Genomic DNA, 26,611 nt, shown 5'->3' with positions numbered 1-26,611 from the left:
CTAGGCCAGGGAGAGCAGGAGGGCGAGGAGCAGTCCGCCGGCGACGGCCCAGCCGATGGCGGCGAGGAGCAGCACCGGGGTCATGGTGTTTTTTGAGGCCTCATTGAGTTCGACGAGTTGTGAGGGTTCGATGGCCTTACCGGCGAGGACGGAGAGGGAGGACATGTCGAAGAGTTTGCGGGCGTGGAGAGGGGGTTCGCCTTTGCTGATGGCGGTGAGGTCGTCGAGGAGGTCTTTGGTGGTGGCGTATCGTTTGTTGGGGTCTTTTGCCATGCAGACTTCGATGATTTCGCCGAGGCCTGTTGAGATTCTTGGGTTGAGGTGATCGGGGGGGACGAGTTCGGCTTTGAGGTGCTGGTGCATGACGGCGGAGGGGTTGGGGCCGTCGAAGGGGACTTGTCCAGTGACCATGTGGTAGAGGGTGGCGCCGAAGCCGTAGATGTCGGCACGGAAATCGACATCGCGTTCGCCGCGGATCTGTTCGGGCGAGATGTAGTAGGGGGTGCCGTAGGCTTTGCCGGCCTCGGCTTCGGCGGCTTCGCGGTCGGAGACGGCTCGGGCGAGCCCCATGTCGGCGAGTTTCACCTTGCCATCGGGGGTGAGCATGATGTTCTTGGGTTTGACGTCGCGGTGGATGAAGCCGGCTTCGTGGGCGTGTTCGAGGGCTTTGGCGACGGCGAGTGCGATGGGCAGGGCGTTTTCTTCGGAGATGTTGCCTTTGTCGGTGAGTTCGTCGTAGACGGTGGAGCCTTCGACATATTCCATGACGAAGTAGTGGTATTCGCCGGCCTTGCCGACGTCGATGGCCTGGACGATGTTGGGGTTATTGAGTTTGGCGGCGGCGCGGCCTTCGGCGTAGAAGCGTTCGACGAACTGGGGGTTGTTGGTGTGCTTGCGGGGGAGGACTTTGATGGCGACGAGTCGGTCGAGGCTGAGCTGGCGTGCTTTGTAGACGGTCGCCATGGCCCCGGCCCCGAGGCGTCCGAGGAGTTCGTATCCGGGGATCTGCTGGTCTGATTTGCTCTCTTCGAGCATGGGTCGGAGGCGTTCGATCTGTCTTTTGGTGACAACGCCTTCGGAGACGAGGAAGTGGGCGAGGCTGGCGTGGCGAGGGTCGGAGCCGTCGTTGGCGGCCCGCTGCATTTCGATGCATTTCTGGACGTCGGCGGAGCTGGCGAGGCCCTTTTCGACGACCAGCCGGCCGACCATGGAATCGATGTTGGCGCGTTTGCTTTCAGCCATGCTGCTTTGCACAACCCTTTATCCGAGACTCAGAGGCAGACCTGAAAGGGATAGAGTACCTATTCTTAGAGTGTAAGCCGAGACTTTTCCCCTGCCTGCGGATGACAGGGGGCGTTTGGACCTTTGACCGGCGAGGCTGCTGTGCTGACCGCTACGGACCCCGACCTGAGAGCCAGACTGGATGAGGAGCTTGCGGGTGTGGCCAGCCGTTTTGAGGCGGAGCTGGCCAGCGAGCTTGAGTGCGTCAACTGGCTGTCGGCTTATGTGCAGCGGTATCGGGGGAAGATGCTGCGGCCGTCGCTGGTGTTGCTGTCGGGGTACGCGAGTTCGCCGGATGGTCGGTCGTTGACGGAGGCTCATCGGGTGGCGGCGACGGTGGTGGAGATGGTGCACATGGCGACGCTGGTGCACGACGACATCCTGGATGAGGCTGATCTGAGGCGTCGGGGGGCGACGATCAATCATCTTCGCGGCAACGAGGCCGCGGTCATGCTGGGCGATTATCTGATCAGTCATGCTTATCACCTGTGTTCGTCACTTGACCAGCCATGGATCAGTCGAGCGGTGGGAAGGGTGACGAATACGGTGTGTGAGGGGGAGTTGCTCCAACTGGAGAATCGGCAGAATCTGGAGCTGGATCGGCGGACGTATCTGGAGATTATTCGGCGGAAGACGGGCAGTTTGTGCGGGTTGTGCTGTTGGCTGGGTGCGGCTTTGTGGCGTGAGGAGGCGGGGACGCCTGGGCGTGATGATGGCGGGGTGGCGGGTCCGTTGTGGCGGTTTGGCGAGAGTCTGGGGGTGGCGTTTCAGGTGGCGGACGATGTGCTGGACATCGCGGGGGATACGGAGCAGGTGGGCAAGACCTTGGGGGTTGATCTGCGGAAGGGGAAGTTGACGCTGCCGGTGATTATCACGCTGGAGGGTCTGGACGCGGTTGAGCGGCGGGGGTTGGTGGAGGAGCTTGGGCAGGTTGGCACAGCTTGCCCAGACGACGCGGATGACCTGCTTGAACGGATCAGAAACCGGATCATCCGGGCTGGTGCGTTGGAAACGGCTCGTGAGGAGGCTCAGGGGTTGCTGGATGAGGGTGTGGAAGCGGGGTTGGCGCTCTTATCGGACAGTTCGGCGAAGGGGGCGTTGCGGGGACTGGCTGACCGAGTGATTGACAGGCGGGTTTAAGTCGATTTCCTTGTGAGGAAAGTGGTTTCTCGCTTTTCTCTGGGCGAACTGGGGCTAGACTTTGGGTTGTCCCCGCCTGCGAGCCTGCTGTCTATGAGTGAGCGTCCCAGAATTCTGGTCCTTGGTGACGGCCTTTCGATCGAAGAGCCGGCGCTGGCCAATCTTGGTGAGTCGCTGGACATTCATCGGATTGATGATGTGACGGATGCGATTGACGCGCTCAAGACCGGTCAGTACGACGCGGTGTTTGCGGCGGTGGGTGATTTTCTGCCGTTGGAGCGGGCGTTGGTTGAGGATCGTGCGTCGCTGGTGCTCAACACGATTGGTGAGGGGGTGTTGGTTGTTGATCGCCAGGGTCGGAGTTCGTGGTGCAATCGGAAGATGCGGACGTTTCGCCCTGATGTGTTCGAGCAGGCGAAGCGGATCGGTTTGCAGGCGTTGACGATTTTCACGGCGCAGAGTTCGCCGGTGGCGGATGCGGTGCAGCCGCGGTCGAAGAAGTTCACGTTTCAGGTCGGCGAGCAGTACTTCGAGATGATCTGCTCGGGCGTGCCGGATGAAGAGGGTCATATCCGTCAGGTGGTCGGGGTGGTGTGGGACGCGACCTCGGGTCGGCGGATCCAGAGCAAGATTGACGCGATCGACGCGTCGGGTCGAGAGTTGTCGCGGATCGATCGTGAGGCGGTGACGAAGCTGTCGCCTTCGGAGCGACTCAAGCTGCTGCAGGAGAAGATCATCAAGTACTCGAAGGACTTGATGCACTTTGATCATTTCGCGATTCGTTTGCTGGATCGTCGGTCGAACAAGCTGGAGGTGGTGATCGCGGAGGGTTTGCCGCCTGATGCGTTGGAGATTGATCTGTACGCCCAGCCTGAGGGCAATGGGATTTCGGGTTTTGTGGCGGCGACGGGCCGGTCGTACATCTGTCACGACACGGAGAAGGACCCGCGGTATGTGGTGGGTCTGGAGCACTCGAAGAGTTCGCTGACGGTCCCGTTGATGCTCGATGACCGGGTGATCGGGGTGTACAACGTCGAGTCAGAGACGGTGGGGGCATTTACGGAGGATGACCGGCAGTTTGCGGAGATTTTTGCTCGTCCGATTGCGCAGGCGCTGCACATGCTGGACCTGCTGCTGATTGAGCGGTGCAACACGTCGGGTCTGGTGACGGACTCGGTGGTGCAGGGTCTGACGGCTCCTCTGAATGATGTGGTGACCGAGGCGCAGACGCTGATGGAGGAGTACATCGGCGACGACACGATGCGTGAGCGGCTAGGTCGCATCATCGAGCACGTGCAGTCGATGCGTGATTCGATCAAGCAGGCGGCGGCGGGGCCTGGTGTGGTGCTGGGTTCGGGTGATGGGAAGCATGTCGAAGTGGACCCTCGTTTTGCGGGGCGGAAGATTCTTGTCGCTGACGACGAGCGGAATATTCGCGAGACGATCCGCGACATCCTGGTTCGGCAGGGGTGTTCTGTTGAGATCTGCAAGGATGGTTACGAGGCGTGTTGCCGGCTCGAGCAGGATCAGTACGACCTGGTGGTGTCGGATATCCGGATGCCTTATCGCAATGGGTATGAGATTTTCGCGGCGGCGCAGCGGTCGCGTGATGGGTTGCCGGTGGTGTTGATGACGGGGTTTGGATATGACCCACATCATTCGATTGTGCGGGCGAGTCAGGAGGGGTTGGCTTCGGTGATGTTCAAGCCGTTTAAAGTGGATCAGCTTCTCGACGAGGTGCGTAAGGCTCTTGGACTCGAGCCGACTTCTTCCGAGTCAACTTCGACGCAGCGTGCCGGTGGTTGAGCTATCAACGCTTGAGCGTGTTGGGTCGCGGGATCGGTCGCGTATCGCGGTGATCAGGTTGCTGGCGGGGCTAGCGGAGGATTTTCCTGATCTTCATCCGGGGTCAGGGGCGGTTTCGGAGGGTGTATCGAGTGGTACAGGTCATGCGCTGCGGCAGGGTGTGGTGCGGCGGTGGTTGACGCTGGAGGCGCTTCTGGAGCCTGTGTGCAGCAAGCCGCTGTTCAAGCTCGAGCCGTTGATGAGGGCGTTGTTGCTGGCGGGCGCTTTTGAGTTGGTGTTTCAGGATGGGACGCCACGGCCCGCAGTGGTGATGGCGTATGTCGATATCGCGAAGAAGCTGATCCGGCCGGGTGCGGCGGGGTTAGCGAATGCGGTGCTGAGGAAGGTGTCGGCCTGGCGGGAGCAGGCGGAGGTGGTTGATGAAGCGGTCTTGAGTGCGCGGCATGTGCCGATCGGGCGAGGCAAGGCGTTGCTGAGTCCGTGGCCGGTGCTGCCTGAGCCTACTGAGGATGCGGTGGGTCATGCGTCGGCGGCCTTTAGTCTGCGGCGAGATTTGGTGCATCGGTGGCGTAAGCACCATGGGGATGTTGTGGAGCGGCTGTTGTGGCAGAGTCTTGAGATTCCGCCAACGATTGTGGCGGTTCCGGGAGGTGAGGCGGAGGGGCGTGAGTGGATGACCCCGCATCGGCTGGGGGGGTTTGTGGTGTGGACGGGGGCGATGTCGGCGTTGGGGAGTGTGCTGTCTGAGCATCCGGGGTGGCGGGTGCAGGACCCGGCTGCGGCTAAGGCGGTGGCGGGGACGTCTGACCTGAACCCCAGACGAGTGCTGGACCTGTGTGCCGGTCGGGGGACTAAGTCGCTGCAGGCGCTGGGGGTGCACCCCGGGGCGGAGGTTTGGGCGTATGAGCCCCATCAACAGCGGCGGGAGTCGCTGATGACGCTGGCGGCGAAGCGTGATCGGCTGCGGGTGGTGGATGATCGGGCGCTGGAGGGGCAGCGGTTTGATCTGGTGCTGGCGGATGTGCCGTGCTCGAATACGGCGGTGTTGGCCCGGCGTCTTGAGGCTCGGTACCGGTTCACGCAGAAGACGGTGGAGGACCTGCGGGGGTTGCAGCAACGATTGCTGCTGCGGGCGCTGGACTTGTGTCAGCCGGGCGGGGCGGTGGTTTACAGCACGTGCAGCTTGGAGCCCGAGGAGAATGAGGTGTTGATTCAGCGGGTGGTGCGCAAGAGGGCGGTTTCGATCGTTAGCCAGGCGTTGACGCTGCCGGAGGGGTCGGGGGCGACGTATCAGGATGGCGGGTTCCACGCCCGGCTGGTTCTTGCGGGCTGATGGTGGGGTGGCTGGATTGAGTTTTTTGCGAAGCGGCGATCCAGCGGGACTCGAGCGATATACTTGGGTGGGGTGATGAGTATTGAAGGGATATGGCTCGATGGCGGTTCGGATGGAGCTCTCGAAAATCCTGATCCGCGAGACGGCGGACACGCATATCGTGGAACTGCGGGAGGTCGATGGTCTGCGGGTGTTCGCGATCCTGATCGGGTTGGCGGAGGCTCGGGCGATCGAGCGGCGGCTGATGGGGGCTTTGCCGCCTCGGCCTCAGACGCATGAGTTGCTGGCGGCGGTGATTGAGGCGACCGGGAGCACGGTGGAGTCGGTGACGATCAATGACCTGAAAGAGGGTACGTACTTTGCTCGCCTGAACTTACGGCAGGGCGAACGGGCGGTGGATGTGGATTCGCGGCCGAGTGATGCTTTGGCGATCGGGGTGGCGACGGAGGTGCCGATCTACGTCGAGGAGCACGTGCTGGACGAGGCGACGCGGTCGGCCTGAGGTGGGGTCGTGTGGGTGTGTTGAGGGGTTGGGGATGCGGAGCCTAGAAGTTGACAGCCTTTCTGCCGGGGCTACACTGTGCGGCTCGCCTCATCGTGAGGTGTTTTCGCAGATGTTGGAGTGATCATGACCGCTGGTAAGATCCGAATTCGCATGGAAGCCTACGACCACCAGGCCCTGGACGCCTCGGCCCGGGAGATCGTTGACCACGCCAAGCGGACCAACGCGAGGGTTGCCGGGCCAGTCCCGCTGCCGACGCGGATCGAGCGATACACCGTGCTCCGTGGCCCTCATATTGATAAGAAGAGCCGCGAGCAGTTTGAGATCCGCACGCACAAGCGGATCATCGACATCAGCGAGCCGAACGCTCGCACGGTCGAGGCTCTGAACCGGTTGGTTGTTCCCGCCGGCGTGTTCGTCAAGATCAAGGCCTGAGCCTTGAAGCCATAAACCGTCTTGTGGTTTGACCACGAGGCAATCAAACAGGGCATGGTCCTCTGGCTTTGGCCAAGACCCGCTCGAAAGAGCTCCCTGAGAGGTTGACACGATGCCCACAGCAATCCTTGGCAGAAAAGTCGGCATGACCCGGTACTACGACGGGGAGGGACGGAACGTCCCTGTCACCGTGATCGAGGCGGGGCCATGCCTGATCAGCCAGATCAAGACGGAAGAAGTGGACGGCTACGCGGCCGTTCAGCTTGCTTTTGAAGACCTTCGTCCCCGGCGTTCGACGATCCCGATGATCGGGCACGACGCGAATGCCGGTTCAGGCCCGATGCGTTTTCACCGTGAAGTCCGGTTTGACGGCCCTGTTGAGGGTGTTGAGTTGGGTGAGTCGGTGACCGTTGAGGCGTTTGAGGCGATTAAGTTTGTCGATGTGATCGGCACCTCGAAGGGTAAGGGCACGGCGGGTGTGATGAAGCGTCACCGATTCCGTGGCCAAGAGGCGAGTCACGGCGTGGAGCGTAAGCATCGTTCGCCGGGTTCGATCGGTGGCCGGTCGAGTAACCTCGGCACGGGTAAGCCCAAGAAGGGCATCCGGATGGCCGGGCGGATGGGGAATGAACGGGTGACGGTGCGTAGCCTGCCCGTGATTGGCATTGACAAGGAGCGTAATCTGCTGCTGGTCAAGGGACCTGTGCCGGGCCCGAAGTCGGGTCTGCTGATGGTTCGCGAGGCCAAGCGGCTGTTTAAGCGGAAGGCCAAGCAGCTCGAGGCGTAAGTCCAGGTGGATACTACGTTTCGGCGACAAGCCGAGTGATAGAGGCCGAGTCCGGCAGCCGAGTTTTTCGGCATAAGTCCCGGCGAACAGGACCCACGCCTAAGGGGCGTTCAAGGGACCGCGAGGTAAAGCCATGATCGAACTACCAGTTCTCTCCCAGACCGGCGAATCACTCGGCACCGTCAAGGTGGACGAGGCATTGCTGGGTGGTGAACTCCGGCATGACCTGCTCAAGCAGGCGTATGTGCGGATTCATGCGAACAAGCGGCTGGGCACGTCGGCGACCAAGGGTCGCAGCCAGGTCGAGGGTTCCACGCGAAAGATTTACAAGCAGAAGGGGACGGGCAACGCCCGCCACGGTGCCGTGCGAGCCAACCTGTTCAAGGGTGGCGGTCACTCGAAGGCGAAGTCGCCGAAGTCGTGGCGTCAGGGCATGCCGGTCAAGATGCGTCGCCTGGCGAACCGCAACGCGATCCTGGCCAAGGCCATCGATGGCGAGATCCGTCTGGTCGACAAGCTCGACTTCGACAAGCCCTCGACCAAGGCGTTTGCGGGGATGCTGGAGGCGATGAAGATCGATCGTTCCTGCCTGGTGGCGATGGCTTCGACGACCGGCCCGGGTGCTCGGTCGGCCCGGAACCTGCCGTCGGTCAGCCTGACTCACATTGATCGTCTCAACGTGTTTGACCTTCTTACACACCGTTATTTGGTGGCGGAGAAGGACGCGTTCGTGAACTATCTTGAGCGGGTCAAGACCCAGCTCGTCGCCCAGCAGTCGGAGGGTGCCACCGATGCGTGATCCCATTCACATCGTCAAGCGTCCGCTTGTCACTGAGAAGACCAGTTGGGAGAGCAACGAGCGTAACCGGTACACCTTTGAGGTTGCCCGTGATGCCCGTAAGCCGGAGATCAAGAAGGCGATCGAGAGCCTGTTTGATGTCAAGGTGGTGAGGGTCGCAACGCAGATCCGCAAGGGCGACATCCGCAGGACGCGGCACGGATACACCAAGCGTCCCGACTGGAAGCGAGCGACCGTCCAGGTCGAGGAAGGTCAGCGCATCGAGTTGTTCTGATTCCCTTCGGGGCATCGGCACGCTTGGCTGAGAGAACACCATGGCCATTCGCATCTATAAGAAGACGACCAACGGCCGGCGTAATGCTTCGGTCAACCTCTATTCCGAGGTGACCAAGAAGTCGCCAGAGAAGTCGCTCCTGTCGCCCAAGCCCAAGAAGGGCGGCCGTAACCATCACGGCAAGATCACGGTGCAGTGCCGTGGCGGCGGGCATAAGCAGCGTTACCGCAAGATCGATTTTGCCCGTCGCGACAAGGACGGCATCCAGGCGACGGTGGTGGGGATTGAGTACGACCCGAATCGTTCGGCGAACATTGCTTTGCTTGAGTACGCCGACGGTGAGAAGCGATACATCCTGGCTCCGATCGGCTTGAAGGATGGCGACACGGTCATCTCCTCGAATGAGGGTGCTGAGCCGAAGGTCGGCAACAACATGCCGCTGAGCAAGATCCCAACGGGTCTGCTGATTCACTCGATTGAACTGATTCGCGGTCGTGGCGCCCAGCTCTGTCGTTCGGCGGGGACGTATGCCCGACTCTCCAACCGTGAGGGTTCGTGGGCGACGATCGTGATGCCGTCGGGTGAAATCCGTCAGGTTCCGGTTGATGCGCGTGCGACAATCGGTCAGGTGGGCAACACCGACCACAACCGTGTTGAACTTGGTAAAGCCGGTCGTGCCCGACATCTGGGGCGTCGGCCCAAGACGCGCGGTGTGGCCCGCAACCACCACGATCACCCGCTTGGCGGTGGTGACGGCAAGTCAAAGGGCAACCGCCCGCCGGCGTCGAAGACCGGCGTGCTGTCCAAGGGCGGCCGGACTCGTAAGCATGGCAAGAACTCCAACAAGCGCATCCTGCGTCGTCGCGTGTCCAAGCGTTACGGCCAGTTGAAGCTCAAGTAAGCGACCCCGAGCGAAAGAAACACCCCTATGGCACGATCGCTGAAAAAAGGCCCATACGTTGACTTCAAGCTCTACCGGAAGGTTGAGCAGCAGACCCAGATGGGCAAGCACGAGCCCATCAAGACCTGGGCCCGCGCCTGCACCATTGTGCCCGAGTTTGTCGGTCACACGTTCATGGTGCACAACGGCAAGGTCTTCAACTCGGTGTTTGTGACCGAAGATATGGTCGGGCATAAGCTCGGCGAGTTCAGCCTGACGCGGACCTTCAAGAGTCACACCGCGGGCACCAAGGCCCAGCGTGCGGCGGGTCGAGTTTGATCCAGAGAGTGAACCTTACGATGCCCTACACCAACATCCATCGCGGCGCACGCATCAGCCCCAAGAAGGCGAAGCTTGTCACGGACCTGATCAAGGGTCGGCCGATCGACGAGGCGCTGACCATGCTCACCATGTCCACCAAGCGTGGGGCGGTGATGGTCAAAGCGGCTTTGAATGCGGCGATCGCCAATGCCGATGCGGCCGAGGCTGACACGCGGAGTCTGGTCGTGACCATTGCGAAGGTCGATGGCGGGCCAACGATGAAGCGTTTCCAGCCGAAGGACCGCGGTCGCGCCCACGCCATTTTGAAGCGTACCTCCCACATCACCGTCACTGTCGACGAGCAGCCCCAGGCCTGAGCCACAGGAAGATCTAAATCATGGGACAAAAAGTTCATCCATTCGGCTTCCGCGTCGGCATCACCGAGCCCCATCGGAGCCGCTGGTACGCCCCCAAGGCGCTCTACGGCGAGCTGCTGGTCGAAGACCAGAAGATCCGCAGGTACTGCGATCGTGTGCTGAACCAGACCCCGCCTTTTGCTGCGGTCAGTGACATTCATATTGAGCGTACTCGCGAAGAGTTGAAGATCGTCATCAAGACGGCTCGGCCCGGTCTGGTCATTGGCCCCAAGGGTGCCGAGATCGAGCGGCTGACCTCTGAGTTGCAGGGTCTGACCGGGCGAAACGTATCGATCAACTGCATCGAAGTGAACAACCCTGATAAGAACGCGCAGCTCGTCGCGATGAGCATCGCGGAGCAGCTCGCCAAGCGAGCGGGTTTCCGCCGTGTCATCAAGATGAAGGCCGAAGCGGCGATGAACGCAGGTGCCAAGGGCGTCAAGATCAAGATTGGCGGGCGTCTTGGTGGTCACGAGATGAGCCGTACCGAGGACATCCGTCTCGGTGCGATCCCGCTCTCGACGCTTCAGGCGAACATCGACTATGGCTTTGCCCAGAGTCTCACGACGTACGGTACCCTCGGTATCAAGGTGTGGGTCTACAACGGCCCGTACTCCGAGGTTTCCGAAGATCAGATCGAGTCGAAGGCCGCAGGGGCTCGACCGCGTGCCCGAGGCCGTCACTAAACCGTTAGAACACCAAGGACCCAGAGGGATAACCCATGCCCCTGATGCCAAAACGAGTCAAGTTCCGCAAGCAGCAGCGAGGCAAGCTGCGCGGTGTCGCCTCACGGGGCAACCACGTTGCCTTCGGCGAGTTCGGCCTGCAGGTCACCGAAGGTGGCTGGCTCACGGCACGGCAGATCGAGGCCGGTCGTATTGCCGCCAGGCAGTACGTCTCCCGCGAGGGCAAGCTGTTTGTGCGGGTCTTTCCCGACAAGCCCATCTCGAAGAAGCCTCTCGAGACACGCATGGGTAAGGGCAAAGCGGAGCCAGAATACTGGGCCGCGTGCGTGAAGCCCGGGACGATCCTTTACGAGATCACCGGTGTTCCCAAGGACCTGGCCCGCGCGGCGTTTACCCGTGTGGCCCACAAGATGCCGTTCCGCTGCCGCTTTGTTGAGCGCCGCCCCGCGGTCTAAGAGCACAGGACACATGACCATGAAGCCCAGTGAAATCCGCGAACTTAATGACGCCGAGATCGTCCACGAGATCCAGCGTCTCCGCCGCGAGGTCTTTGATCTCCGGACGAAGGCAGTGACCGAGAAGCTGGAGAACCCCAGACAGTTCTCGGTTCTCAAGAAGGACATCGCCCGACTGATGACCGAGCAGACCACCCGCGCCAACGCACAGACCGCACAAGCCTGAGGACACGAACGTGACCACGACGACAGAACAACCCCAACGTCAGCTCGCCGGCACAAAGATCGGTGTGGTGACTGGCGACAAGCGGAACAAGACCCGGACCGTCGAGGTCGACTTCCAGGTCCGTCACCCCAAGTACGGCAAGTACATCCACCGGCAGCTCCGCTTCCATGTCCACGATGAGGGCAACACCTCGAAAGTGGGCGACCGCGTCGAGATCGCGCCGTGTCGGCCGTATTCCAAGACCAAGAGCTGGCGTCTGCACAAGATCCTGCAGTCCGCTGCTGTAACCGAGTAACCCAAGCAGAACGCCATCAGGAGCCTCCATCGTGAGGCTCGGGAGCAACGATCATGATCCAGGCCGAATCACGTGTCGACGTGGCAGACAACACCGGAGCGAAGATCGCTTATGTGATCCGCGTGCTCGGCGGGTCCACCGGCCGTGGTCGCAAGACCCTCAAGACCGCGTCGCTGGGCGACAAGGTGGTTTGCTCGGTGAAGAAGTCGCTGCCCGGCAGCGACATGAAGCAGGGCACGATCGTCAGGGGCGTGGTGGTCCGGACGAACTACCCGGTCCGCCGGATTGATGGCAGCTACGTGCGGTTTGACAAGAACGCGATCGTTCTGATTGACGAGAAGGGCGAGCCTCGTGGGACACGCATCTTTGGTGCGGTGGCCCGAGAGCTTCGCGAGCAGCAGTACATGAAGATCGTCTCCCTCGCCTCCGAGGTTGTGTAAGACGATTCGGGATACCAGGAACAAGGACGCCCGTTGGGGCGGCGATACGAGGACTTAAGCATGGCCAGGCACATCCGATCAGGCGACATGGTGATTGTCACCGCCGGCAACGGCGCGTGGATTCGCCAACACGATGCTGAGGGTCGCGTGGTGAACAAGACCCGGGACCTTCGTCCTAAGAAGATCCTGCGTGTGCTCACCGAGACGGACCAGGTGTTGGTCGAGGGCGTGAACGTCCGCAAGAAGCACCTCAAGCCGACGCAGGCGAACCCGCGTGGCGGGGTGGTCAGCCGTGAGATGCCGATTCACATCTCCAACGTCTCGCCGATTGCTGATGGCAAGCCGACGCGGGTACGTTTCGAGACCCGTGATGACGGCTCGAAGGTCCGCGTTGCTGCACGCAATGGCGAGCAGATTGGTCCGGAACTCCGCAAGGCCAAGGCCAAGTAAGCGAAAGCACGAACAGGAACTCGCCATGGCGAAGAACAAGATCAAAGAAACCCTCGACCCGGCGGCGATGAAGGCCTCGGCACCAGCCGGCCTCGCACCGCGGCTCAAGCAGCGCTTTGGCGATGAGATCGCCCCGAAGCTGCGTGAGCAGTTTGGCATTAAGAACGTCATGGCGACCCCCAAGCTCCAGAAGATCATCCTTAATGTGGGTCTGGGCAAGCAGCTTGAGGGCACTAAGATCAACCCGAAGGCTAAAGAGCAGGTGCTCCTGACGCTGGAGACGGTCGCAGGTCAGAAGCCAGTGATGCGTAAGGCCAAGAAGTCGGTCTCGAACTTCAAGCTGCGAGCGGGTTACGAGGTCGGTGCAATGGTGACATTGCGTGGCGACCGGATGTGGGAGTTCCTCGATCGTTTGATCACGCTGTCGATCCCTCGTATCAAGGACTTCCGTGGCCTCAAGGCCAAGTCGTTTGATGGTCGCGGCAACTACTCGTTCGGCATCACCGAGCAGGCGATTTTCCCTGAGGTGGACATGACTTCTGCCCAGTTCACCCACGGCATGCACATCACGATGGTCTTTGAGCAGTCTGACGACACCAAGTCGCGCTTCCTGCTCGAAGAACTCGGTTGGCCGTTCATCAAGCCCGAGAATAAATAACCGAGCAGGAAGCTGATATGTCGTCAAAATCAACCGTCGTTCGGAACAACAAGGTCAAGGCCACGGTGGCCAAGTACGCGGAGCGCAGGCGTCAGCTAAAGGCCGACAAGGATTACATCGGCCTGCAGCAGCTCCCACGCAACGCGAGCCCCACCCGGGTGCGCAACTTGTGTGCTCTCACCGGTCGATCCCGGGGTGTATACCGCAAGTTCCGTATCTCGCGCATCGTCCTTCGGGAACTGGCCCTTGAGGGCAAGATCCCCGGCATGCGTAAGGCCTCCTGGTAAGCACAAGGAACCATCAGGGCCGCATCACCCAGCGAAGCGCGGCCCCGGAGAACTCAGATGTCTCTAAGCGACACCATCGCCGACATGCTCACGCGAGTCCGAAACGCGGCCCGGGCCAAACACCCGCGCGTTGACTGCCGCAACTCCAACGTCTGCCGCGGCATCGCCCGCGTGCTCCGTGACGAGGGCTACATCAACCGTTTCGATGTCATCGAGGACGGCCGTCAGGGCATCCTCCGCATCGAGCTTAAGTACGGCCCCCGTGGCGAGCAGTTGATCAATCTGCTCAAGCGGGAGTCGAAACCCGGATGCCGCGTCTATAGCAAGGTAGACGACCTCCCCCGTCCGCTCGCGGGTCTGGGTATCGCCATCCTCACCACGCCGAAGGGCGTTCTCTCGGACCGCGAGGCCCGAACCGAGAACGTCGGCGGCGAACTGATCTGCACCGTCGAGTAAGCCGACCCAACGCGAGATTACGAGATGTCACGCATCGGTAAAAAACCAGTTCCCATCGAAGGCGGCGCCAAGGTGTCGATCAGCGGTAACACCGTGACGGTCGAGGCCTCGGGCAAGAAGCTCAGCTACGATCACCGCCCGGAGGTGAGCGTTCGCATTGACGATGACGCCAAGAACGTGATCGTCGAGCGTCGTGATGACACGCGACTCGCTAAGGCGATGCACGGTCTGACCCGAGCCTTGATCGCCAACATGATCGAGGGTGTGACTAAGGGTTACACCAAGCAGCTCGAGATCGTCGGCGTCGGCTGGAACGCGCAGGTCCAGGGCCGTCAGGTCAATCTCAAGCTGGGCTACGCGGACACGCGCGTCGTCAAGATCCCGGATGGCGTGGATGTCGCCGTCGAGGCCCAGAAACTCACCATCACCGGCCCCGACAAGATGCTTGTCGGGCAGACCGCAGCAGCGATCCGCTCGCACCGCAAGCCCGAGCCGTACAACGGCAAGGGCGTCCGTTACGCCGGCGAGCAGATCATCCGTAAGGCCGGCAAGGCGTTCGGCAACTAAGGCCATCGCCAGGAGCTCACCCGATGAATCCCAGTCAGATCAATGTAAAAAATCAGCGTCGCACACGCCGGAAGGCGGGAGTGCGCAAGCGTGTGCTCGGCACGATCGAGACGCCCCGATTGTCGATCTTCCGCAGCTCGAAGCATATCTATGCTCAGCTCATCGACGACATGGCCGGCAAGACTCTGGCGTCGGCCAGCTCGGTGGTCGAGAAGACCGCTGGCGGGAACGTCGAGGGTGCCAAGGCCGTCGGCAAGGCCATCGCCGAGAAGGCGAAGTCTGCTGGCATCAACGCTATTCAGTTTGACCGTAACGGATACAGGTACCACGGGCGTGTGAAGGCCCTGGCCGACAGCGCCCGCGAAGCGGGCCTTAAGTTCTAATCATCGCCGCCACCCCCCGGCAGGAAACGACCCGCCATGGCTGAAGTCATCGAACAAGCAGGACAGACACTCGAGTCGACCACGGTCGGCATCTTCCGAACCGCGACCGTCGTGAAGGGCGGCCGGCGATTCAGCTTCGCTGCGCTGGTTGTCGTCGGGGACCGCAAGGGTTCCGTCGGTATCGGCTACGGCAAGGCCCCGGGTGTCCCCGCGGCTATTGAGAAAGCCCAGAAGGACGCTCGCAAGCAGCTCTTCAAAGTTCAGGTCAAGGGTGGAACGCTCCCGCACCCGACCACCGGGCGCTACCTGTCCTCGAAGGTCCGACTGATCCCTGCGGCTCCGGGTACCGGCGTTATTGCCGGCGGAACCGTTCGTGCCGTGCTCGAGATGGCTGGCGTGCAGGACTGCCTGACCAAGTCTTACGGATCAACCAACAAGAAGAACCTGGCCAAAGCGGTCATCGAGGGCCTGCGTGGTCTTCGGACCCGTGCCGAGATCGCTGGCGTGCGCGGCGTGACCATCGAGATGTCGACCGTCGATGAGATGATCGAGTCCGGCAAGCTCGCCATGCAGCGTGCCGAGGCCAAGGCCCAGGCGGCCGCGGCTAATATTGTCCACACGCCCGCTGCTCCGGAACCCGCTCAGCCCAAGGCTGCTGCCGAAGCACCTGCTGAGGAACCCAAGGTCGAGGAACCCAAAGCCGAGGCGCCCGCTGCCGAGCAGGCAGAGCCCGAAGCACCCGCGGATAACGACAGCTCTGAGGAAACCAAGAGCGAGTAACCGGCACCCGCCGTCCACCACGCGATTGATCGCCGGCTGAGGCCGGAAGAAACGGACCCCCGCCATGATGATTCATGACATCACCGAGATCGTCGGAGCCCACAAGTCACGCAAGCGCATTGGTCGCGGCGTCGGTTCCGGTCACGGCAAGACCTCTGGCCGAGGCCACAACGGCGCGGGCAGCCGCTCGGGATTCTCGTCACCCGCTCACCGCGAGGGTGGTCAGATGCCGTTCTTCCGCCGGATGGCCAAGCGAGGCTTCACCAACGCGGCGTTTCGTAAGCACTTCGCGACCGTGAACCTGCGTTCCATCGACGCGCGCTTTGAGGACGGCGAATCGGTCAGCCCCGAGACGCTGGTCAAGGTCGGCCTGATCCGCAACACCAAGCTGCCGGTTAAGATTCTCGCTGACGGTGAGATCACCAAGAAGCTCAACATCACGGCGGCCAAGTTCACCCAGGCCGCCACGGACAAGATCACGAAGGCCGGCGGATCGGTCACCGTCGATACGGGGCGTCCCGCCCCATCACCCGCAGACGGCGAATAAACCAGCGGCTCCGCCAGCCCTGATCAAGGAAGGTCGGCCACCACCGGATGCTCCGCACCCTCGCCAACATCTGGAAGATCCCCGAACTCCGCTGGAAGATCGCGTTCACCCTCGGGATGCTCGCGATCTACCGCATCGGCTTCTTCATTCCCCTGCCCGGTGTCAATCAGGACGCGCTCAAGACCTGGGCCGAGAACTCCCAGGGTGGAGCGGTCGGTAATCTGATCTCGTTCGTCGGCATCTTCACCGGCGGAGCCCTCGGGCAATCGACCATCTTCGGCCTAGGGATTATGCCGTACATCTCGGCGGCGATTATCTTTCAGTTACTGACGGCTTCCGTCGAGTCCTTCAAGGAACTCCAGAAGCAGGGCCCGACCGGTCGGCAGAAGATCCAGGAATACACCCGCTACGCCGCCGTCGGCCTCTGTCTGGTGCAGGCGGTGTTCTGGATGCGTTTCATCCAGGGCAATGGCCTGGTCTACGCTGAATACTCGGGCACCTTCCTGTTCTGGGGCTGCGGCGTCGTCGGCCTGACTGCGGGCACGATCTTCCTGATGTGGCTTGGCGAGCAGATTGACAAGTACGGCATCGGAAACGGCATCTCGCTGATCATCACCGCTGGCATCATCGCGGGTATTCCGGGTGCCGTCGGCCTGATCGCCAACAACTTCTCGACGACCGGCGACGGCTACGGCTTCGACACGATTGTCTTCCTGCTCGTTTCGTTCATCGTCGTCGTCGCTGGTGCGATCGTTATCACGCAGGCTCAGCGGCGGATCCCGGTCCAGCAGGCTAAGCATACGCGTGGCCGGAAGGTCTATGGCGGGCAGCGCAGCTACCTCCCGCTGCGTGTGAACCACGGCGGAGTGATGCCGATCATCTTCGCCAGCTCGCTGATGATCTTCCCCACCATCTTGCTGCCACCGATCGAGAACCTCTTGATACCTGAACGGGTCGTGCCCGCAGAAGGCGAGTCCCTGTCGTCGTGGGGTTGGTTTGCCAACACGGTCAATCAGATCTGGTACCACTTCTCCGCCGACTTTATTGCGCACACGGGCTACCTCTATACCCTCTCGTTCATCGGGCTGATCTTCTTCTTCGCCTACTTCTGGACGACGGTGCAGTTCCAGCCCAAGGAGATGGCGACGCAGCTGCGCGACTCGGGCAGCTTCATCCCCGGCCTCCGCCCCGGCCCGCGAACCGCTGAGTACCTCGAAACCGTGATGGAGCGGATCACCTACGTCGGAGCGGGCTTCCTCGCCGTGATTGCGGTCATCCCGACCGTGGTGGCGGGGGTCTTCGAGATTCCATTTATCGTGACGCAGTACCTCGGCGGGACAGGCCTGCTGATCGTCGTCTCGGTGATGCTCGACTTTGTTCAGCGGATCGAGGCGACCCTGCTGATGCGCAACTACGAGGGCTTCCTCAGTCAGTCCACCTCCGGCGGGTCGGGATCGCCTCGCTCCGGAGGACGCCGCAGCCCGAAGATCCGCGGCACCCGCGGCACGGCGAGCTGAACGCACCCGCTCTGAGCGCACGACCGCTAACATTCCGCCAGAACTGCCAGTAATCACGGGCGAGTTTTCCGTTCACCTCAAGAGGCAAGCCCGACGCTAAGGCCGCGCGACCATGCCGATCACGCTTAAGACGCCAGACCAGATCAAGAAGATGCGCGATGCAGGTCGCGTTGTCCGGCGTGTGCTGGATCGGTGTGTCGAGATATGTCAGCCCGGTGCCACAACCCAGCAGATCGACGATGCGGCGCAGAAGGTCATCGATGACGCTGGAGCAAAAGGTCTTTTTCGCGGCTACCCCGGACCAACACCTTTCCCGGCGACGCTGTGCATCTCGGTCAACGAAGAAGTCGTCCACGGGATCGCTTCTGACGAGCGGGTCATTCAGGATGGCGATATCGTCGGCGTCGACTGCGGGGTCAATCTCGATGGCTGGTGCGGGGACTCGGCCACGACTATTCTCGTCGGGAATGTCGCCCCCGAGGTCCGTGACCTTTGTACGGCGACTCAGCACGTCCTCCAGATCGCCATCGAGAACGCCCGCCCGGGGCGTTCCTGGTCGCAGGTCGCCAAGCTGATGCAGGGATACGCCGAGTCGCGGGGCTACGGCGTGGTCCAGGATTTCGTCGGCCACGGCATCGGTCGTAAGCTGCACGAAGACCCGAAAGTGCCCAACTTCGTCAATAACCATCTGCTGCAAAATGACTTTCTGTTGAAGCCGGGGATGGTGCTGGCGATTGAGCCGATGTGCAATCTCGGTACCGCCGACGTGGTGACCCTGTCCGATGGTTGGACCGTGGTGACGGCGGACCGCAAGCCGGCCGCTCACTACGAGCACACCGTCGCCGTGACCGAGAATGGCGCGGATGTCCTCACCGACGGTCGATGACCGGGTGAATTCGCTTGACTTGGATCTCTTTGCTACACTACGCGGCTCGACTTCCCTCAGGGGAATCGTCCCTTCAGGGCCGGTGCCGGCCTTGGAACCAGTTGTTACCCAGTGTTTTAGGCGATTGAGTGCCGAAGGAAGAAACCATCCAGCTCGACGGCGAGGTGCTCGACGCCATGCCGAACGCCATGTTCCGCGTGAAGCTGGAGAACAATCACGAGATTATCGCCCACATCTCCGGCAAGATGCGCAAGTTTTACATCCGCATTCTCCCCGGCGACCGGGTGACGGTTGACATCAGTCCCTACGACCTGACTAAGGGTCGGATTACTTACCGACACTGAGAGCTAAGGATTTCGAGATGAAGGTCCGTTCCAGCATCCGCCGCATCTGTGAGAACTGCAAGATCATCCGACGCAAGGGCGTCGTGCGCGTGATCTGCATCAACCCCAAGCACAAGCAGCGTCAGGGCTAAGCCCACGCATCAGCACCCAGGAGCACCACGATGCCCCGACTCGCAGGCACCGACATTCCCGACAACAAGCAGATCCGTTATGCCTTGCGGTACATCTACGGCGTGGGCCCGCACCACACGGAGTTGATCCTCAAGGAAGCTGGCATCGACGGCACGGTCAAGGCCAACACCCTCAATGAGGATCAGCTCGCCGCGATCGCCGGCATCATCGAGGCGAACTACGTTGTCGAGGGTGCTCTGCGTCGTCAGGTGGCCCAGAACATCGGCCGTCTCCGCGACATCCGCTCGTACCGCGGCGATCGTCATCGCCGGGGTCTTCCGGTTCGTGGGCAGCGGACACAGACCAACGCCCGGACCCGCAAGGGCCGCCGTCGCACCGTCGCCGGCAAGAAGGGCGTCAAGGGCATGAAGTAAGCCCTGACCCGGAATCGTTCCGGAGCAGGCACCCACCCACCGAAGTCAGTCGCCCGCCGGCGCGGCCGGAGAGTTGGCGACGCACGAAACTTCAAGGAAGACCATGGCAAAGAGCAAAAAAGTACGGCGTGGCGTGACCAAGGGCATCGTCCACGTCAAGGCCACGTTCAACAACACGCAGGTGACCATCACCGACGTCAACGGCGAGACCCTCTGCTGGGCCTCGGCTGGGACCGTTGGTTTCAAGGGCTCACGTAAGTCCACGCCGTTCGCCGCCACCCGGGCTGGTGAAGAGGCCGCGTCGGCTGCCCGCAAGATGGGCATGTCCGAGGTCGAGGTCCGCGTGCGCGGGGCTGGCTCCGGTCGTGAATCCGCCATCACCGCGCTCCAGTCCGCAGGGCTCCGCATCTCCGCTGTCGAGGATCACACCCCGATCCCGCACAACGGCTGCCGCCCCTGCAAGAAGCGCCGGGTCTAAATCATCAATCCAAACGTCTTCCCGGTTTCGGAAGAGAAGCGGCCTCAGGTTCCCAGCAGACCCTCGGCCAGCGTGAATCCGAAACCTTGCCTCCCCCAAGGTCCTGCTGGATAGAAATGGAGCCATCGATGCGCATCCGCTGGCGTGGTCTCGAACTGCCTCACCGTGTGGTCGCCGACCACGATGTCAACACCGAGCGTTACGGCCGGTTCTCGATCGAACCGTTCGAGCGTGGTTTTGGAACCACCATCGGCAACAGCCTCCGCAGAATTCTGCTCTCGTCACTCGAGGGCGCTGCGGTGACCGCCGTGAAGATCAAGGGTGCCCCCCACGAGTTCACCTCACTCGAGGGTGTGCAGGAAGATGTCACCGACGTCATCCTCAACATCAAGGACATTGTGGTGTCCCTCGAAGGCGAAGAGGCCCGGGCCATGCGTCTGCAGGCCGAAGGCCCCGGCGAGGTGACCTGCGAGCTGATCGACGCCGACCTCAATGTCACCATCCACAATAAGGACCTGGTGCTGGCGACGCTGACCAAGCAGATCGACTTCGACATGGAGATGCGGGTCGAGAAGGGCCGTGGCTACGTTCCCGCGTCCGAGCAGTACACCGATACCGACGAGCAGGAAGTCGGCGTGATTCCTGTGGATGCCGTGTTCTCGCCGGTGACTCGCGTCCGCTACAAGGTCGAAGACACCCGCGTGGGTCAGAAGACTAACTACGACAAGCTCACGCTGGAGATCTGGACCAACGGCACCGTCACGCCTGAGATGGCGCTGGTCGAGGCCGCCAAGATTCTCCGCAAGCACCTCAACCCTTTCGTTCAGTATTTCGAGATTGGCGACACCGTGGCCAGCGAGTCGGCCGCCGCCGCTGCCCGGATCGACGAGGAACTGGTCCGCAAGCTCCAGATGCCCGTCACCGAGTTGGACCTCTCGGTCCGCGCCAGCAACTGCCTCGAATCGGCCAAGGTCGATATCGTCGCCGACCTGGTTGCGCACACCGAGTCGGACCTGCTCAAGGTCCGGTCGTTTGGGCGTACCTCGCTGCGTGAGGTCAAGCGCAAGCTCTCCGACCTCGGCCTCGAACTCGGGATGGATATCCCGTCTGAGGTCCGCCAGCAGGTCGTTGGTGGTATTCCTGCTGCGACAGCATCCTGATGATGACATTCACGAGAGACGCCCGTTAACGCGGGCGTCTCTTTTTACATAGCAGGGCCATCGAAGCCCTCAGGTCCCGCGTCGGGACCCTTGCCCCGCTCATCAGCGGGAGTGGAACGGCCTCGGCGATGTCTCTCGCCCAGGCCCCCAAAAAGGAGAACCAAGATGAGACACGGTATGGCAGGCAAGAAGCTCGGCCGCAACACCGCCCACCGCAAAGCGATGTGGCGCAACATGGCCGTCTCGCTGCTCACCCACGGGCAGATCACCACGACACTCCCCAAGGCCAAGAGCGTGAAACCGCTGGTCGAGAAGATCATCTCCGCGGCGAAGAAGGGCGACCTGGCCTCGCGCCGTCGGGTCATCGCCATGCTCGGCCGCGACCGCATCATGGTCCGCTCGGAAGAGGACGAGGGTCTGGTCCGCAACAAGTACGGCGAGCTGGTGGGCGGGCCCAAGGTCGTCAAGACGATCTTCGATGAGATCGCTCCCCGTTACGCTGACCGCGCTGGCGGGTACACCCGGATCGTTCGTCTCGACAAGCATCGCATCGGTGACGGTACGCAGCTCTGTGTGCTGCAGCTCGTGGGCGATGAGGATGGCCCGCAGGTCACCGGCCGCTACTCGCGTCGCCGCGACCAGGCCAACAAGCGGATGGAAGTCGCCGCCGCCCTGCGCAAGGGAAAGAAGGCCGATGAGCCCAAGGCAGAGGCCGCCCCCGCTGAGCAGGCCGAGCCCGAGGCCCCTGCTGAAGATAAAGAGTAAGCCGCTCGCCCTGCGTCGTTGATGCAGGTTGAACAGAACCGATCAACCCGGCCCCGTGGCCGGGTTTTTTCGTGCCCGCGCAGCGTTTGATGGGCCGATAACCTTGGTATAGCCCAAGGGAATCCCTCACATGACCACGGCGAGCAACACGGTCGGACCCCAGCAAGTCTTCCAGATGTTCCAGCAGGCCTTCTATCAGGAGGCTCAGCTCAAGGCGATCGGTGAAGCGCTGCGCTCGGGCCTGCCGCCCAACCGTGAGGTGCTGATCGCGGCGAATCCCAAGACCGGGTCAACGCTGCTGTTCAACGCGATCGCCCGCATCCTGGATCGCCCTCAGACCCAGGTGGTTTACAGCTTTGATAATCCTGAGCAGGACCTCTATTTGCCCCAGCTCGCTCGGGATTGCCTGCTGCGGACCGGCGTCGCCAAGCTCCACCTTTGCGCGACGCCGGCTAACGTCGCGTTGCTGCATGCTTTCAACATCACGCCGATCATCCAGACGCGCAACCTGTTTGATGTCATCGTGAGCGCCCGTGATCACATCATCAAGGACCTCTCGGACAGGCCTGATCGCTCGGGTCTGGCCACCGCGATCCGCGCCCTCGACCCGGTGGCGCAGATCGACGCGGTGATGGACCTGCATCTGGCGTGGTACCTCCGGTTCTTTGCGACCTGGGTCGAGACTCGAGGTCAGGGAGCGATTGCCACGCATTGGATCAACTACGACGACCTGGTGGGCGACACGCCTACGGCGATCCGCGAAGCGCTTGATTTTCTTGACGTGGGCTATGAATCCGCTCGGGTGGATGAGGTGCTCAGCGGGCTCAAGCCGTCGGAAACGCGGTTTAATGTCGGGCGGGCCGGGCGTGGCCGTGAGCTTCTGACGGCGGGGCAAATCGATCGCGTCCGTCGGGCCGCCGGGTACTACGCCAACGTGGACTTCTCGCCGGTGGGCGTCGAAACCTGATCGCAACATGCAGTAAGACGGGCAGGGGGTATGTGCGATACGTTTTGGCTTACCGATGGTCTGCCGCTTTGAGCGTACAATCTTCCCTAAGGAAGACCTATGACCGACCCCCAGACCGAGCAACCCGTTGTCGATCCGCAGGCGTCCGAGCCGATCGATCCGTCGGTTGAGCTTGCTCAGTTGGTCGATTCTGGCGATGTCGAGGCGTTGCAGCGCTTTGTCTATGACCAGCCAGCGGGGGAGATGGCTCGCGCGATCTCGCGTCTGGATGAGGATGATCGCTCGCGGCTGATCAACCTGGTGCCCACCGAGTGTGGGGCGTATCTGGTTGAGGAACTCAGTGTCACGCAGGCCTCCGACCTGCTCTCCTCGGTCTCGGCGGAGAAGGCCGCCGAGATGGTGGACCCGCTGCCGTCGGATGCTCAGGCCGACCTGATGGCAGAGCTTGGGGACGATGAGGTCGAGGCGATTCTAGCCAGGCTCGACCCGGATGACGCCCAGGAGGTCCGCAGGCTCACCAGCTACGACCCGGACACGGCGGGTGGGCTCATGGCGGCGGAGTACCTCGCGTTTTTCCAGACGATGTCGGTCTCTGAGGTGGTGGATGACCTACGGACCAACGCGGCGAGTTATCAGGAATACGACGTCCAGTATGTGTACATCATCGGGGCGGGCGGAGAACTGCGAGGTGTGGTGCGGTTGCGTGACCTGGTGCTGACCACGGGGGAGACGAAGATCGAGCAGATCATGATCAGCACGCCGGTGTTTGTGCATGATTCAGATGATCTTCCGAGCCTTGAGCAGTTTTTCGACGGCAACTACTTTCAGGCGGCACCGGTGGTGGATGGGAACAACAAGCTGGTGGGTGTTGTGCGCAGGGCTGCGGTGGAGGAGGCGGTGGGTGAGGCATCGAGTCAGGCGTTGCTGCGTTTCGGCGGGATCATCGCGGGTGAGGAATCGCGCTCGATGCCGACCTGGTCGCGGGCGGCGCGGCGGCTGGCGTTTCTCACCCCCAACATCTTCCTGAACCTTATTGCCGCCTCGGTGGTCGCGTTTTACGAGCCGACGATTGCGAAAGTGACGGCGTTGGCGATCTTCCTGCCCATCCTCTCGGATATGTCGGGCTGTTCGGGCAATCAGGCGGTAGCGATCTCGATGCGTGAGCTGGCGCTGGGGCTGGTGAAGACCAATGAGGTGTTGCGCACGCTCTGGAAGGAAGTGATCGTGGGTGCGATCAACGGCATCCTGCTCGGTGTTTTTCTTGGGTGTATTGCCTACGCGATGCGGGGCGATCAGTTTGTGTGGATCGGAGTGGTGGTGGGTGCGGCGCTGGCGATGAATACGGTGATCGCGGTGGCGATCGGGGGGTCGGTCCCGCTGATCCTCAAGGGGTTCAAGATCGACCCGGCGATGGCGTCGGGGCCTATTCTGACGACGATTACGGACCTGTGCGGGTTCTTCTTTGCTCTGTTCCTGGCTACGTGGTTCCTGGGATAATTTCCTAATGCCGCCTAAGAAAAGCACATCCCGTGTGAAACTCGATACAACCCAGCGGATCGTGGTGCTGCATGGCAAGGAGCGGTTGCTGCAGCAGTTGTATCTCCACGAGCTGATGCGGGCGCTGCGGGATGAGCACGGGGAGGCCGACCCGATGATCTTTGATGGCCGCTCGGCGACGCTGGCGGAGGTGTTTGACGAGTTGCGGACGTTTGGGCTGATGCAGAGCCACAAACTGGTGGTGGTGGAGGAGGCGGAGGCGTTTGTGAAGGAGCATCGGCAGGCGCTGGAGCGTTACGCCGAGTCCCCGCCTGAGCACGCGACGCTGGTGCTGCGGAGCCCGGTGTGGCGGAAGGGGAATCTGGACAAGCGGATCGCGAAGGTGGGGGCGATCGTGGGGTGTGACCCGCTGAGTGTTCGGGAGGCGGCGGGGTGGGTGGTGAAGCGGTCGAAGGCCCAGCACGGGGTGGCGATCAGCCCGGCGGCGGGGGCGTTGTTGGTGGAGCGGATGGGGGTGGCGTTGTCGCGGCTGGATATGGAGCTTGGGAAGCTGGCGGCGATGGTGGAGGGGGAGACGATTCTCCCTGGGGATGTGGAGCGTGCGGTGGGTCGGACGAGTGAGGAGCAGGCGTGGGCGGTGCAGGATGCGGCGCTGGCGAGTTTGGTGTCGGGGCGTGCGCACCATGCATTGGAGGGGATAACGGAGTTGATTGACCTGGCGGGGCAGCCGGAGGTGTTGGTGACGTATTTCGTGGCGGATGGGGTTCGTAAGCTGAGTCTGGCGCAGCGTTTAACTGCTCGTCGGGTGGGTGCCGGGGAGATTGCGAAGCGTCTTAAGTTGTGGGGTCCGCGGTCGCGGGTGTTTCTGGAGGCGGCGGGGCGGTTGGACCCTGAAGCGGTGGGGCGGTTGTTTGATCGGGCGGTGGAATCGGATGCGCGGTCGAAGTCGGGATTTGGGAGTGCACGGCGTAATCTCGAAACCCTGTGTGTGCGGCTGGCCGATGTGTCTAAGTAAGGGCGTGGAACGCCTGTGGGTCTGAGTCAGCCGAGTGCTTGGGCCTGGTTTCGTTGCCCTCGTGGTCGATGCAAGGAGGCATCATGCGTGGATATAAACACTTTGTTTTGCTGATGTTGGTTGTGCTGCTCTCGGGCTGCGCGGGGGCTGGTTCGCCTGGGGTGTCACGGGAGGTGCCGACGGATGAGGAGTTGGCGGCTTTTAATGAGCAGCAGTCGGTGATCGAGCGGCAGCGGTTGGCGGTGGACCGGCAGGGGTCGCGGGCGGTTGGGGCGGTGTCGGTGCGTGATGAGGAGGACTGGGTTCCGCCGCCGGAGGTGGTTTGGGTGGATCAGGTGGGGGAAAGGCGGGCAACGCCAGCGGTTGGCGAAACTGTGGTGAGAACGGCGGTTTTTGAGCCGGTTTCGATCGAAATCGAACCGAACTCGTCAATCAAACGTGACCAAACGGCCTCGAACGACGCTCCATTGAGCGCCCATGCGCGGCCAGAAAATACTTACGAGTCGCGGCAGAACCCTATGTTGCGGGCGCTGTCGGACTCGGCGCGGATGGTGGCGGAGCCGAACGCGGCGGTGTCTGCGGAGGGTCTTGAGGGGTTGAGTCGTCAGCAACGGGCGCAGATTGAGCGGCTGCGTCGGGTGCTGCTGGAGGCGGAGCGGCAGGCGGCGGAGGATCATCTGCTGGACCTGGATTATCTGGCGCATGAGCTTCGGGGTGCGGAGGATCGACCGATCGAGATCACGCGGATGGAGGTGTGCCGGTCGGTGTCGGGTTACGGGGTTTATGAGCCGCTGGCGAGCCGGAAGCTGCTGGCGGGTCGTGAGAACCCGATGATTGTGTATCTGGAGCTGGATGGTTTCAGGAGCGAGGTGGACAGCGTGGCGGGGATGTATCAGACGCGGGTGACGCAGGAGATCCGGTTGTATGAGCGGCGGGATGGGTTGATGGTGTGGCGTCAGGAGCCGGTGTCGATCGTGGACACGTCGCGGAATCGTCGGCGGGATTTTTTTGTGGTGCAGCTGATCCGGCTGCCGGCGAATCTGACGGTGGGTGAGTATCGGCTCAAGGCGCGGGTGAAGGATGAGCTGGGTCAGACATTGTCGGAGGAGATGGTGGATTTGAGTGTGGTGGCGGATGCGGGGCTGGTGGAGCGTGATCCGGATGTGGAGCGGGTGCGGTCGAGTGCGGTGGGGGTGGGGCGGTAGTTCTTGTGCTCTGATCGCTAGCTCTTGT

Annotated in this window: 36 protein-coding genes and 1 pseudogene; 36 read left to right on the top strand and 1 reads right to left on the bottom strand. The window is 62.0% G+C overall.

The features are described 5' to 3' along the window. Entirely contained in the window at positions 1–1,242 is a 1,242-nt protein-coding gene (locus RIG82_03850; protein MEQ9460069.1) for a serine/threonine-protein kinase, read from the bottom strand. A gap of 123 nt (positions 1,243–1,365) precedes the next feature. Between RIG82_03850 and RIG82_03845 the strand changes: the two genes are divergently transcribed. From RIG82_03845 to RIG82_03670, 36 genes and pseudogenes are all read left to right on the top strand, one after another. Beyond that, on the top strand, positions 1,366–2,421 hold the full coding sequence (locus tag RIG82_03845; protein MEQ9460068.1) for a polyprenyl synthetase family protein: 1,056 nt from the start codon (positions 1,366–1,368) through the stop codon (positions 2,419–2,421). Positions 2,422–2,514: 93 nt separating this feature from the next. Then, positions 2,515–4,227, top strand: a complete 1,713-nt coding sequence (locus tag RIG82_03840) for a response regulator (GenBank protein ID MEQ9460067.1) — start codon at positions 2,515–2,517, stop codon at positions 4,225–4,227. Then, positions 4,220–5,560 (top strand): transcription antitermination factor NusB, encoded by a 1,341-nt coding sequence (locus tag RIG82_03835; GenBank protein ID MEQ9460066.1) that lies wholly within the window; start codon positions 4,220–4,222, stop codon positions 5,558–5,560. Before RIG82_03840 ends, RIG82_03835 begins: the two co-directional genes overlap by 8 nt. A gap of 100 nt (positions 5,561–5,660) precedes the next feature. Further along, on the top strand, positions 5,661–6,062 hold the full coding sequence (locus RIG82_03830) for a bifunctional nuclease family protein (protein ID MEQ9460065.1): 402 nt from the start codon (positions 5,661–5,663) through the stop codon (positions 6,060–6,062). Positions 6,063–6,188: 126 nt separating this feature from the next. Then, positions 6,189–6,497: a 30S ribosomal protein S10 gene (gene rpsJ / locus RIG82_03825; GenBank protein MEQ9460064.1), complete on the top strand. Its 309-nt coding sequence runs from the start codon at positions 6,189–6,191 to the stop codon at positions 6,495–6,497. A 112-nt stretch (positions 6,498–6,609) separates the two neighbouring features. Continuing rightward, positions 6,610–7,284, top strand: a complete 675-nt coding sequence (gene rplC / locus RIG82_03820) for a 50S ribosomal protein L3 (GenBank protein ID MEQ9460063.1) — start codon at positions 6,610–6,612, stop codon at positions 7,282–7,284. A 133-nt stretch (positions 7,285–7,417) separates the two neighbouring features. Beyond that, positions 7,418–8,083 (top strand): 50S ribosomal protein L4, encoded by a 666-nt coding sequence (gene rplD / locus RIG82_03815; GenBank protein ID MEQ9460062.1) that lies wholly within the window; start codon positions 7,418–7,420, stop codon positions 8,081–8,083. Continuing rightward, positions 8,076–8,357 (top strand): 50S ribosomal protein L23, encoded by a 282-nt coding sequence (gene rplW / locus RIG82_03810; GenBank protein MEQ9460061.1) that lies wholly within the window; start codon positions 8,076–8,078, stop codon positions 8,355–8,357. Before rplD ends, rplW begins: the two co-directional genes overlap by 8 nt. A gap of 40 nt (positions 8,358–8,397) precedes the next feature. Continuing rightward, the gene (rplB, locus tag RIG82_03805) at positions 8,398–9,258 is read left to right on the top strand and encodes a 50S ribosomal protein L2 (GenBank protein MEQ9460060.1); all 861 of its coding nucleotides are present in this window, start codon (positions 8,398–8,400) and stop codon (positions 9,256–9,258) included. A gap of 27 nt (positions 9,259–9,285) precedes the next feature. Beyond that, positions 9,286–9,576: a 30S ribosomal protein S19 gene (gene rpsS, locus RIG82_03800; protein ID MEQ9460059.1), complete on the top strand. Its 291-nt coding sequence runs from the start codon at positions 9,286–9,288 to the stop codon at positions 9,574–9,576. Between the two features lie 20 nt (positions 9,577–9,596). Beyond that, a complete protein-coding gene (rplV, locus tag RIG82_03795; protein ID MEQ9460058.1) occupies positions 9,597–9,935 on the top strand; it encodes a 50S ribosomal protein L22 in 339 nt (112 codons plus the stop codon). A 20-nt stretch (positions 9,936–9,955) separates the two neighbouring features. Beyond that, positions 9,956–10,660, top strand: coding sequence for a 30S ribosomal protein S3 (gene rpsC, locus RIG82_03790; protein ID MEQ9460057.1), 705 nt, complete (start codon positions 9,956–9,958; stop codon positions 10,658–10,660). Positions 10,661–10,695: 35 nt separating this feature from the next. Continuing rightward, positions 10,696–11,115: a 50S ribosomal protein L16 gene (rplP, locus tag RIG82_03785; protein ID MEQ9460056.1), complete on the top strand. Its 420-nt coding sequence runs from the start codon at positions 10,696–10,698 to the stop codon at positions 11,113–11,115. Between the two features lie 19 nt (positions 11,116–11,134). Beyond that, on the top strand, positions 11,135–11,341 hold the full coding sequence (rpmC, locus tag RIG82_03780) for a 50S ribosomal protein L29 (GenBank protein ID MEQ9460055.1): 207 nt from the start codon (positions 11,135–11,137) through the stop codon (positions 11,339–11,341). Between the two features lie 10 nt (positions 11,342–11,351). Continuing rightward, on the top strand, positions 11,352–11,636 hold the full coding sequence (rpsQ, locus tag RIG82_03775; GenBank protein MEQ9460054.1) for a 30S ribosomal protein S17: 285 nt from the start codon (positions 11,352–11,354) through the stop codon (positions 11,634–11,636). 53 nt (positions 11,637–11,689) lie between these two features. Next, positions 11,690–12,076, top strand: coding sequence for a 50S ribosomal protein L14 (rplN, locus tag RIG82_03770; GenBank protein MEQ9460053.1), 387 nt, complete (start codon positions 11,690–11,692; stop codon positions 12,074–12,076). A 60-nt stretch (positions 12,077–12,136) separates the two neighbouring features. Next, positions 12,137–12,526: a 50S ribosomal protein L24 gene (gene rplX / locus RIG82_03765; protein ID MEQ9460052.1), complete on the top strand. Its 390-nt coding sequence runs from the start codon at positions 12,137–12,139 to the stop codon at positions 12,524–12,526. A 25-nt stretch (positions 12,527–12,551) separates the two neighbouring features. Beyond that, positions 12,552–13,184, top strand: a complete 633-nt coding sequence (gene rplE, locus RIG82_03760) for a 50S ribosomal protein L5 (protein MEQ9460051.1) — start codon at positions 12,552–12,554, stop codon at positions 13,182–13,184. Positions 13,185–13,201: 17 nt separating this feature from the next. After that, positions 13,202–13,471, top strand: a complete 270-nt coding sequence (rpsN, locus tag RIG82_03755; protein ID MEQ9460050.1) for a 30S ribosomal protein S14 — start codon at positions 13,202–13,204, stop codon at positions 13,469–13,471. A 57-nt stretch (positions 13,472–13,528) separates the two neighbouring features. Next, on the top strand, positions 13,529–13,927 hold the full coding sequence (gene rpsH, locus RIG82_03750) for a 30S ribosomal protein S8 (GenBank protein MEQ9460049.1): 399 nt from the start codon (positions 13,529–13,531) through the stop codon (positions 13,925–13,927). A 24-nt stretch (positions 13,928–13,951) separates the two neighbouring features. Beyond that, on the top strand, positions 13,952–14,494 hold the full coding sequence (gene rplF, locus RIG82_03745; GenBank protein ID MEQ9460048.1) for a 50S ribosomal protein L6: 543 nt from the start codon (positions 13,952–13,954) through the stop codon (positions 14,492–14,494). A gap of 38 nt (positions 14,495–14,532) precedes the next feature. Continuing rightward, positions 14,533–14,877, top strand: a complete 345-nt coding sequence (gene rplR, locus RIG82_03740) for a 50S ribosomal protein L18 (GenBank protein MEQ9460047.1) — start codon at positions 14,533–14,535, stop codon at positions 14,875–14,877. Between the two features lie 36 nt (positions 14,878–14,913). After that, positions 14,914–15,426 (top strand): annotated as a pseudogene (gene rpsE / locus RIG82_03735) (30S ribosomal protein S5). A 295-nt stretch (positions 15,427–15,721) separates the two neighbouring features. Further along, positions 15,722–16,204 carry a 50S ribosomal protein L15 gene (gene rplO, locus RIG82_03730; GenBank protein ID MEQ9460046.1) on the top strand — a complete coding sequence of 161 codons (483 nt, stop codon included), beginning with the start codon at positions 15,722–15,724 and terminating at the stop codon, positions 16,202–16,204. 47 nt (positions 16,205–16,251) lie between these two features. Further along, positions 16,252–17,721, top strand: coding sequence for a preprotein translocase subunit SecY (secY, locus tag RIG82_03725; GenBank protein MEQ9460045.1), 1,470 nt, complete (start codon positions 16,252–16,254; stop codon positions 17,719–17,721). A gap of 112 nt (positions 17,722–17,833) precedes the next feature. Next, complete coding sequence (map, locus tag RIG82_03720) at positions 17,834–18,607, top strand: type I methionyl aminopeptidase (GenBank protein MEQ9460044.1); 774 nt, start codon at positions 17,834–17,836, stop codon at positions 18,605–18,607. A 128-nt stretch (positions 18,608–18,735) separates the two neighbouring features. After that, positions 18,736–18,951, top strand: coding sequence for a translation initiation factor IF-1 (gene infA, locus RIG82_03715; protein ID MEQ9460043.1), 216 nt, complete (start codon positions 18,736–18,738; stop codon positions 18,949–18,951). Positions 18,952–18,968: 17 nt separating this feature from the next. Continuing rightward, positions 18,969–19,082: a 50S ribosomal protein L36 gene (gene rpmJ, locus RIG82_03710; protein MEQ9460042.1), complete on the top strand. Its 114-nt coding sequence runs from the start codon at positions 18,969–18,971 to the stop codon at positions 19,080–19,082. A 30-nt stretch (positions 19,083–19,112) separates the two neighbouring features. Continuing rightward, complete coding sequence (gene rpsM / locus RIG82_03705) at positions 19,113–19,496, top strand: 30S ribosomal protein S13 (GenBank protein ID MEQ9460041.1); 384 nt, start codon at positions 19,113–19,115, stop codon at positions 19,494–19,496. Between the two features lie 103 nt (positions 19,497–19,599). Next, a complete protein-coding gene (gene rpsK / locus RIG82_03700; GenBank protein MEQ9460040.1) occupies positions 19,600–19,974 on the top strand; it encodes a 30S ribosomal protein S11 in 375 nt (124 codons plus the stop codon). 128 nt (positions 19,975–20,102) lie between these two features. After that, entirely contained in the window at positions 20,103–21,134 is a 1,032-nt protein-coding gene (locus RIG82_03695; protein MEQ9460039.1) for a DNA-directed RNA polymerase subunit alpha, read from the top strand. Between the two features lie 165 nt (positions 21,135–21,299). Further along, positions 21,300–21,899: a 50S ribosomal protein L17 gene (rplQ, locus tag RIG82_03690; GenBank protein MEQ9460038.1), complete on the top strand. Its 600-nt coding sequence runs from the start codon at positions 21,300–21,302 to the stop codon at positions 21,897–21,899. A 130-nt stretch (positions 21,900–22,029) separates the two neighbouring features. Further along, positions 22,030–22,866, top strand: coding sequence for a hypothetical protein (locus RIG82_03685; protein ID MEQ9460037.1), 837 nt, complete (start codon positions 22,030–22,032; stop codon positions 22,864–22,866). 99 nt (positions 22,867–22,965) lie between these two features. Next, positions 22,966–24,363, top strand: a complete 1,398-nt coding sequence (gene mgtE / locus RIG82_03680) for a magnesium transporter (GenBank protein MEQ9460036.1) — start codon at positions 22,966–22,968, stop codon at positions 24,361–24,363. Positions 24,364–24,370: 7 nt separating this feature from the next. Beyond that, the gene (holA, locus tag RIG82_03675) at positions 24,371–25,378 is read left to right on the top strand and encodes a DNA polymerase III subunit delta (GenBank protein ID MEQ9460035.1); all 1,008 of its coding nucleotides are present in this window, start codon (positions 24,371–24,373) and stop codon (positions 25,376–25,378) included. Between the two features lie 83 nt (positions 25,379–25,461). Further along, a complete protein-coding gene (locus RIG82_03670; protein MEQ9460034.1) occupies positions 25,462–26,583 on the top strand; it encodes a hypothetical protein in 1,122 nt (373 codons plus the stop codon). Positions 26,584–26,611 lie beyond the last annotated feature (28 nt).

The organism is Phycisphaeraceae bacterium (assembly GCA_040222855.1).
Classification (GTDB): Bacteria; Planctomycetota; Phycisphaerae; order Phycisphaerales; family Phycisphaeraceae; genus Mucisphaera.
Note: the sequence above shows the minus strand (reverse complement) of the source record. Positions and strands in the feature narration are given on the sequence as shown.

Excerpts from the sequence above, each read along its gene's own strand:
- rpsC (MEQ9460057.1), top strand. The coding sequence starts at position 9,956 with ATGGGACAAAAAGTTCATCCATTCGGCTTCCGCGTCGGCATCACCGAG.
- rplP (MEQ9460056.1), top strand. The coding sequence starts at position 10,696 with ATGCCCCTGATGCCAAAACGAGTCAAGTTCCGCAAGCAGCAGCGAGGC.
- mgtE (MEQ9460036.1), top strand. The coding sequence starts at position 22,966 with ATGACCGACCCCCAGACCGAGCAACCCGTTGTCGATCCGCAGGCGTCC.
- rplX (MEQ9460052.1), top strand. The coding sequence starts at position 12,137 with ATGGCCAGGCACATCCGATCAGGCGACATGGTGATTGTCACCGCCGGC.
- RIG82_03840 (MEQ9460067.1), top strand. The coding sequence starts at position 2,515 with ATGAGTGAGCGTCCCAGAATTCTGGTCCTTGGTGACGGCCTTTCGATC.
- rpsS (MEQ9460059.1), top strand. The coding sequence starts at position 9,286 with ATGGCACGATCGCTGAAAAAAGGCCCATACGTTGACTTCAAGCTCTAC.
- rplN (MEQ9460053.1), top strand. The coding sequence starts at position 11,690 with ATGATCCAGGCCGAATCACGTGTCGACGTGGCAGACAACACCGGAGCG.
- rplE (MEQ9460051.1), top strand. The coding sequence starts at position 12,552 with ATGGCGAAGAACAAGATCAAAGAAACCCTCGACCCGGCGGCGATGAAG.
- rplQ (MEQ9460038.1), top strand. The coding sequence starts at position 21,300 with ATGAGACACGGTATGGCAGGCAAGAAGCTCGGCCGCAACACCGCCCAC.
- RIG82_03685 (MEQ9460037.1), top strand. The coding sequence starts at position 22,030 with ATGACCACGGCGAGCAACACGGTCGGACCCCAGCAAGTCTTCCAGATG.
- rplO (MEQ9460046.1), top strand. The coding sequence starts at position 15,722 with ATGATGATTCATGACATCACCGAGATCGTCGGAGCCCACAAGTCACGC.
- holA (MEQ9460035.1), top strand. The coding sequence starts at position 24,371 with ATGCCGCCTAAGAAAAGCACATCCCGTGTGAAACTCGATACAACCCAG.
- rpmJ (MEQ9460042.1), top strand. The coding sequence starts at position 18,969 with ATGAAGGTCCGTTCCAGCATCCGCCGCATCTGTGAGAACTGCAAGATC.
- rplB (MEQ9460060.1), top strand. The coding sequence starts at position 8,398 with ATGGCCATTCGCATCTATAAGAAGACGACCAACGGCCGGCGTAATGCT.
- rplF (MEQ9460048.1), top strand. The coding sequence starts at position 13,952 with ATGTCACGCATCGGTAAAAAACCAGTTCCCATCGAAGGCGGCGCCAAG.
- rpsN (MEQ9460050.1), top strand. The coding sequence starts at position 13,202 with ATGTCGTCAAAATCAACCGTCGTTCGGAACAACAAGGTCAAGGCCACG.
- rplD (MEQ9460062.1), top strand. The coding sequence starts at position 7,418 with ATGATCGAACTACCAGTTCTCTCCCAGACCGGCGAATCACTCGGCACC.
- RIG82_03830 (MEQ9460065.1), top strand. The coding sequence starts at position 5,661 with ATGGCGGTTCGGATGGAGCTCTCGAAAATCCTGATCCGCGAGACGGCG.
- RIG82_03695 (MEQ9460039.1), top strand. The coding sequence starts at position 20,103 with ATGCGCATCCGCTGGCGTGGTCTCGAACTGCCTCACCGTGTGGTCGCC.
- rpsK (MEQ9460040.1), top strand. The coding sequence starts at position 19,600 with ATGGCAAAGAGCAAAAAAGTACGGCGTGGCGTGACCAAGGGCATCGTC.
- secY (MEQ9460045.1), top strand. The coding sequence starts at position 16,252 with ATGCTCCGCACCCTCGCCAACATCTGGAAGATCCCCGAACTCCGCTGG.
- rplV (MEQ9460058.1), top strand. The coding sequence starts at position 9,597 with ATGCCCTACACCAACATCCATCGCGGCGCACGCATCAGCCCCAAGAAG.
- RIG82_03670 (MEQ9460034.1), top strand. The coding sequence starts at position 25,462 with ATGCGTGGATATAAACACTTTGTTTTGCTGATGTTGGTTGTGCTGCTC.
- map (MEQ9460044.1), top strand. The coding sequence starts at position 17,834 with ATGCCGATCACGCTTAAGACGCCAGACCAGATCAAGAAGATGCGCGAT.
- rpsH (MEQ9460049.1), top strand. The coding sequence starts at position 13,529 with ATGTCTCTAAGCGACACCATCGCCGACATGCTCACGCGAGTCCGAAAC.
- rplW (MEQ9460061.1), top strand. The coding sequence starts at position 8,076 with ATGCGTGATCCCATTCACATCGTCAAGCGTCCGCTTGTCACTGAGAAG.
- rpsJ (MEQ9460064.1), top strand. The coding sequence starts at position 6,189 with ATGACCGCTGGTAAGATCCGAATTCGCATGGAAGCCTACGACCACCAG.
- RIG82_03850 (MEQ9460069.1), bottom strand. The coding sequence starts at position 1,242 with ATGGCTGAAAGCAAACGCGCCAACATCGATTCCATGGTCGGCCGGCTG.
- rpsM (MEQ9460041.1), top strand. The coding sequence starts at position 19,113 with ATGCCCCGACTCGCAGGCACCGACATTCCCGACAACAAGCAGATCCGT.
- rplC (MEQ9460063.1), top strand. The coding sequence starts at position 6,610 with ATGCCCACAGCAATCCTTGGCAGAAAAGTCGGCATGACCCGGTACTAC.
- rpmC (MEQ9460055.1), top strand. The coding sequence starts at position 11,135 with ATGAAGCCCAGTGAAATCCGCGAACTTAATGACGCCGAGATCGTCCAC.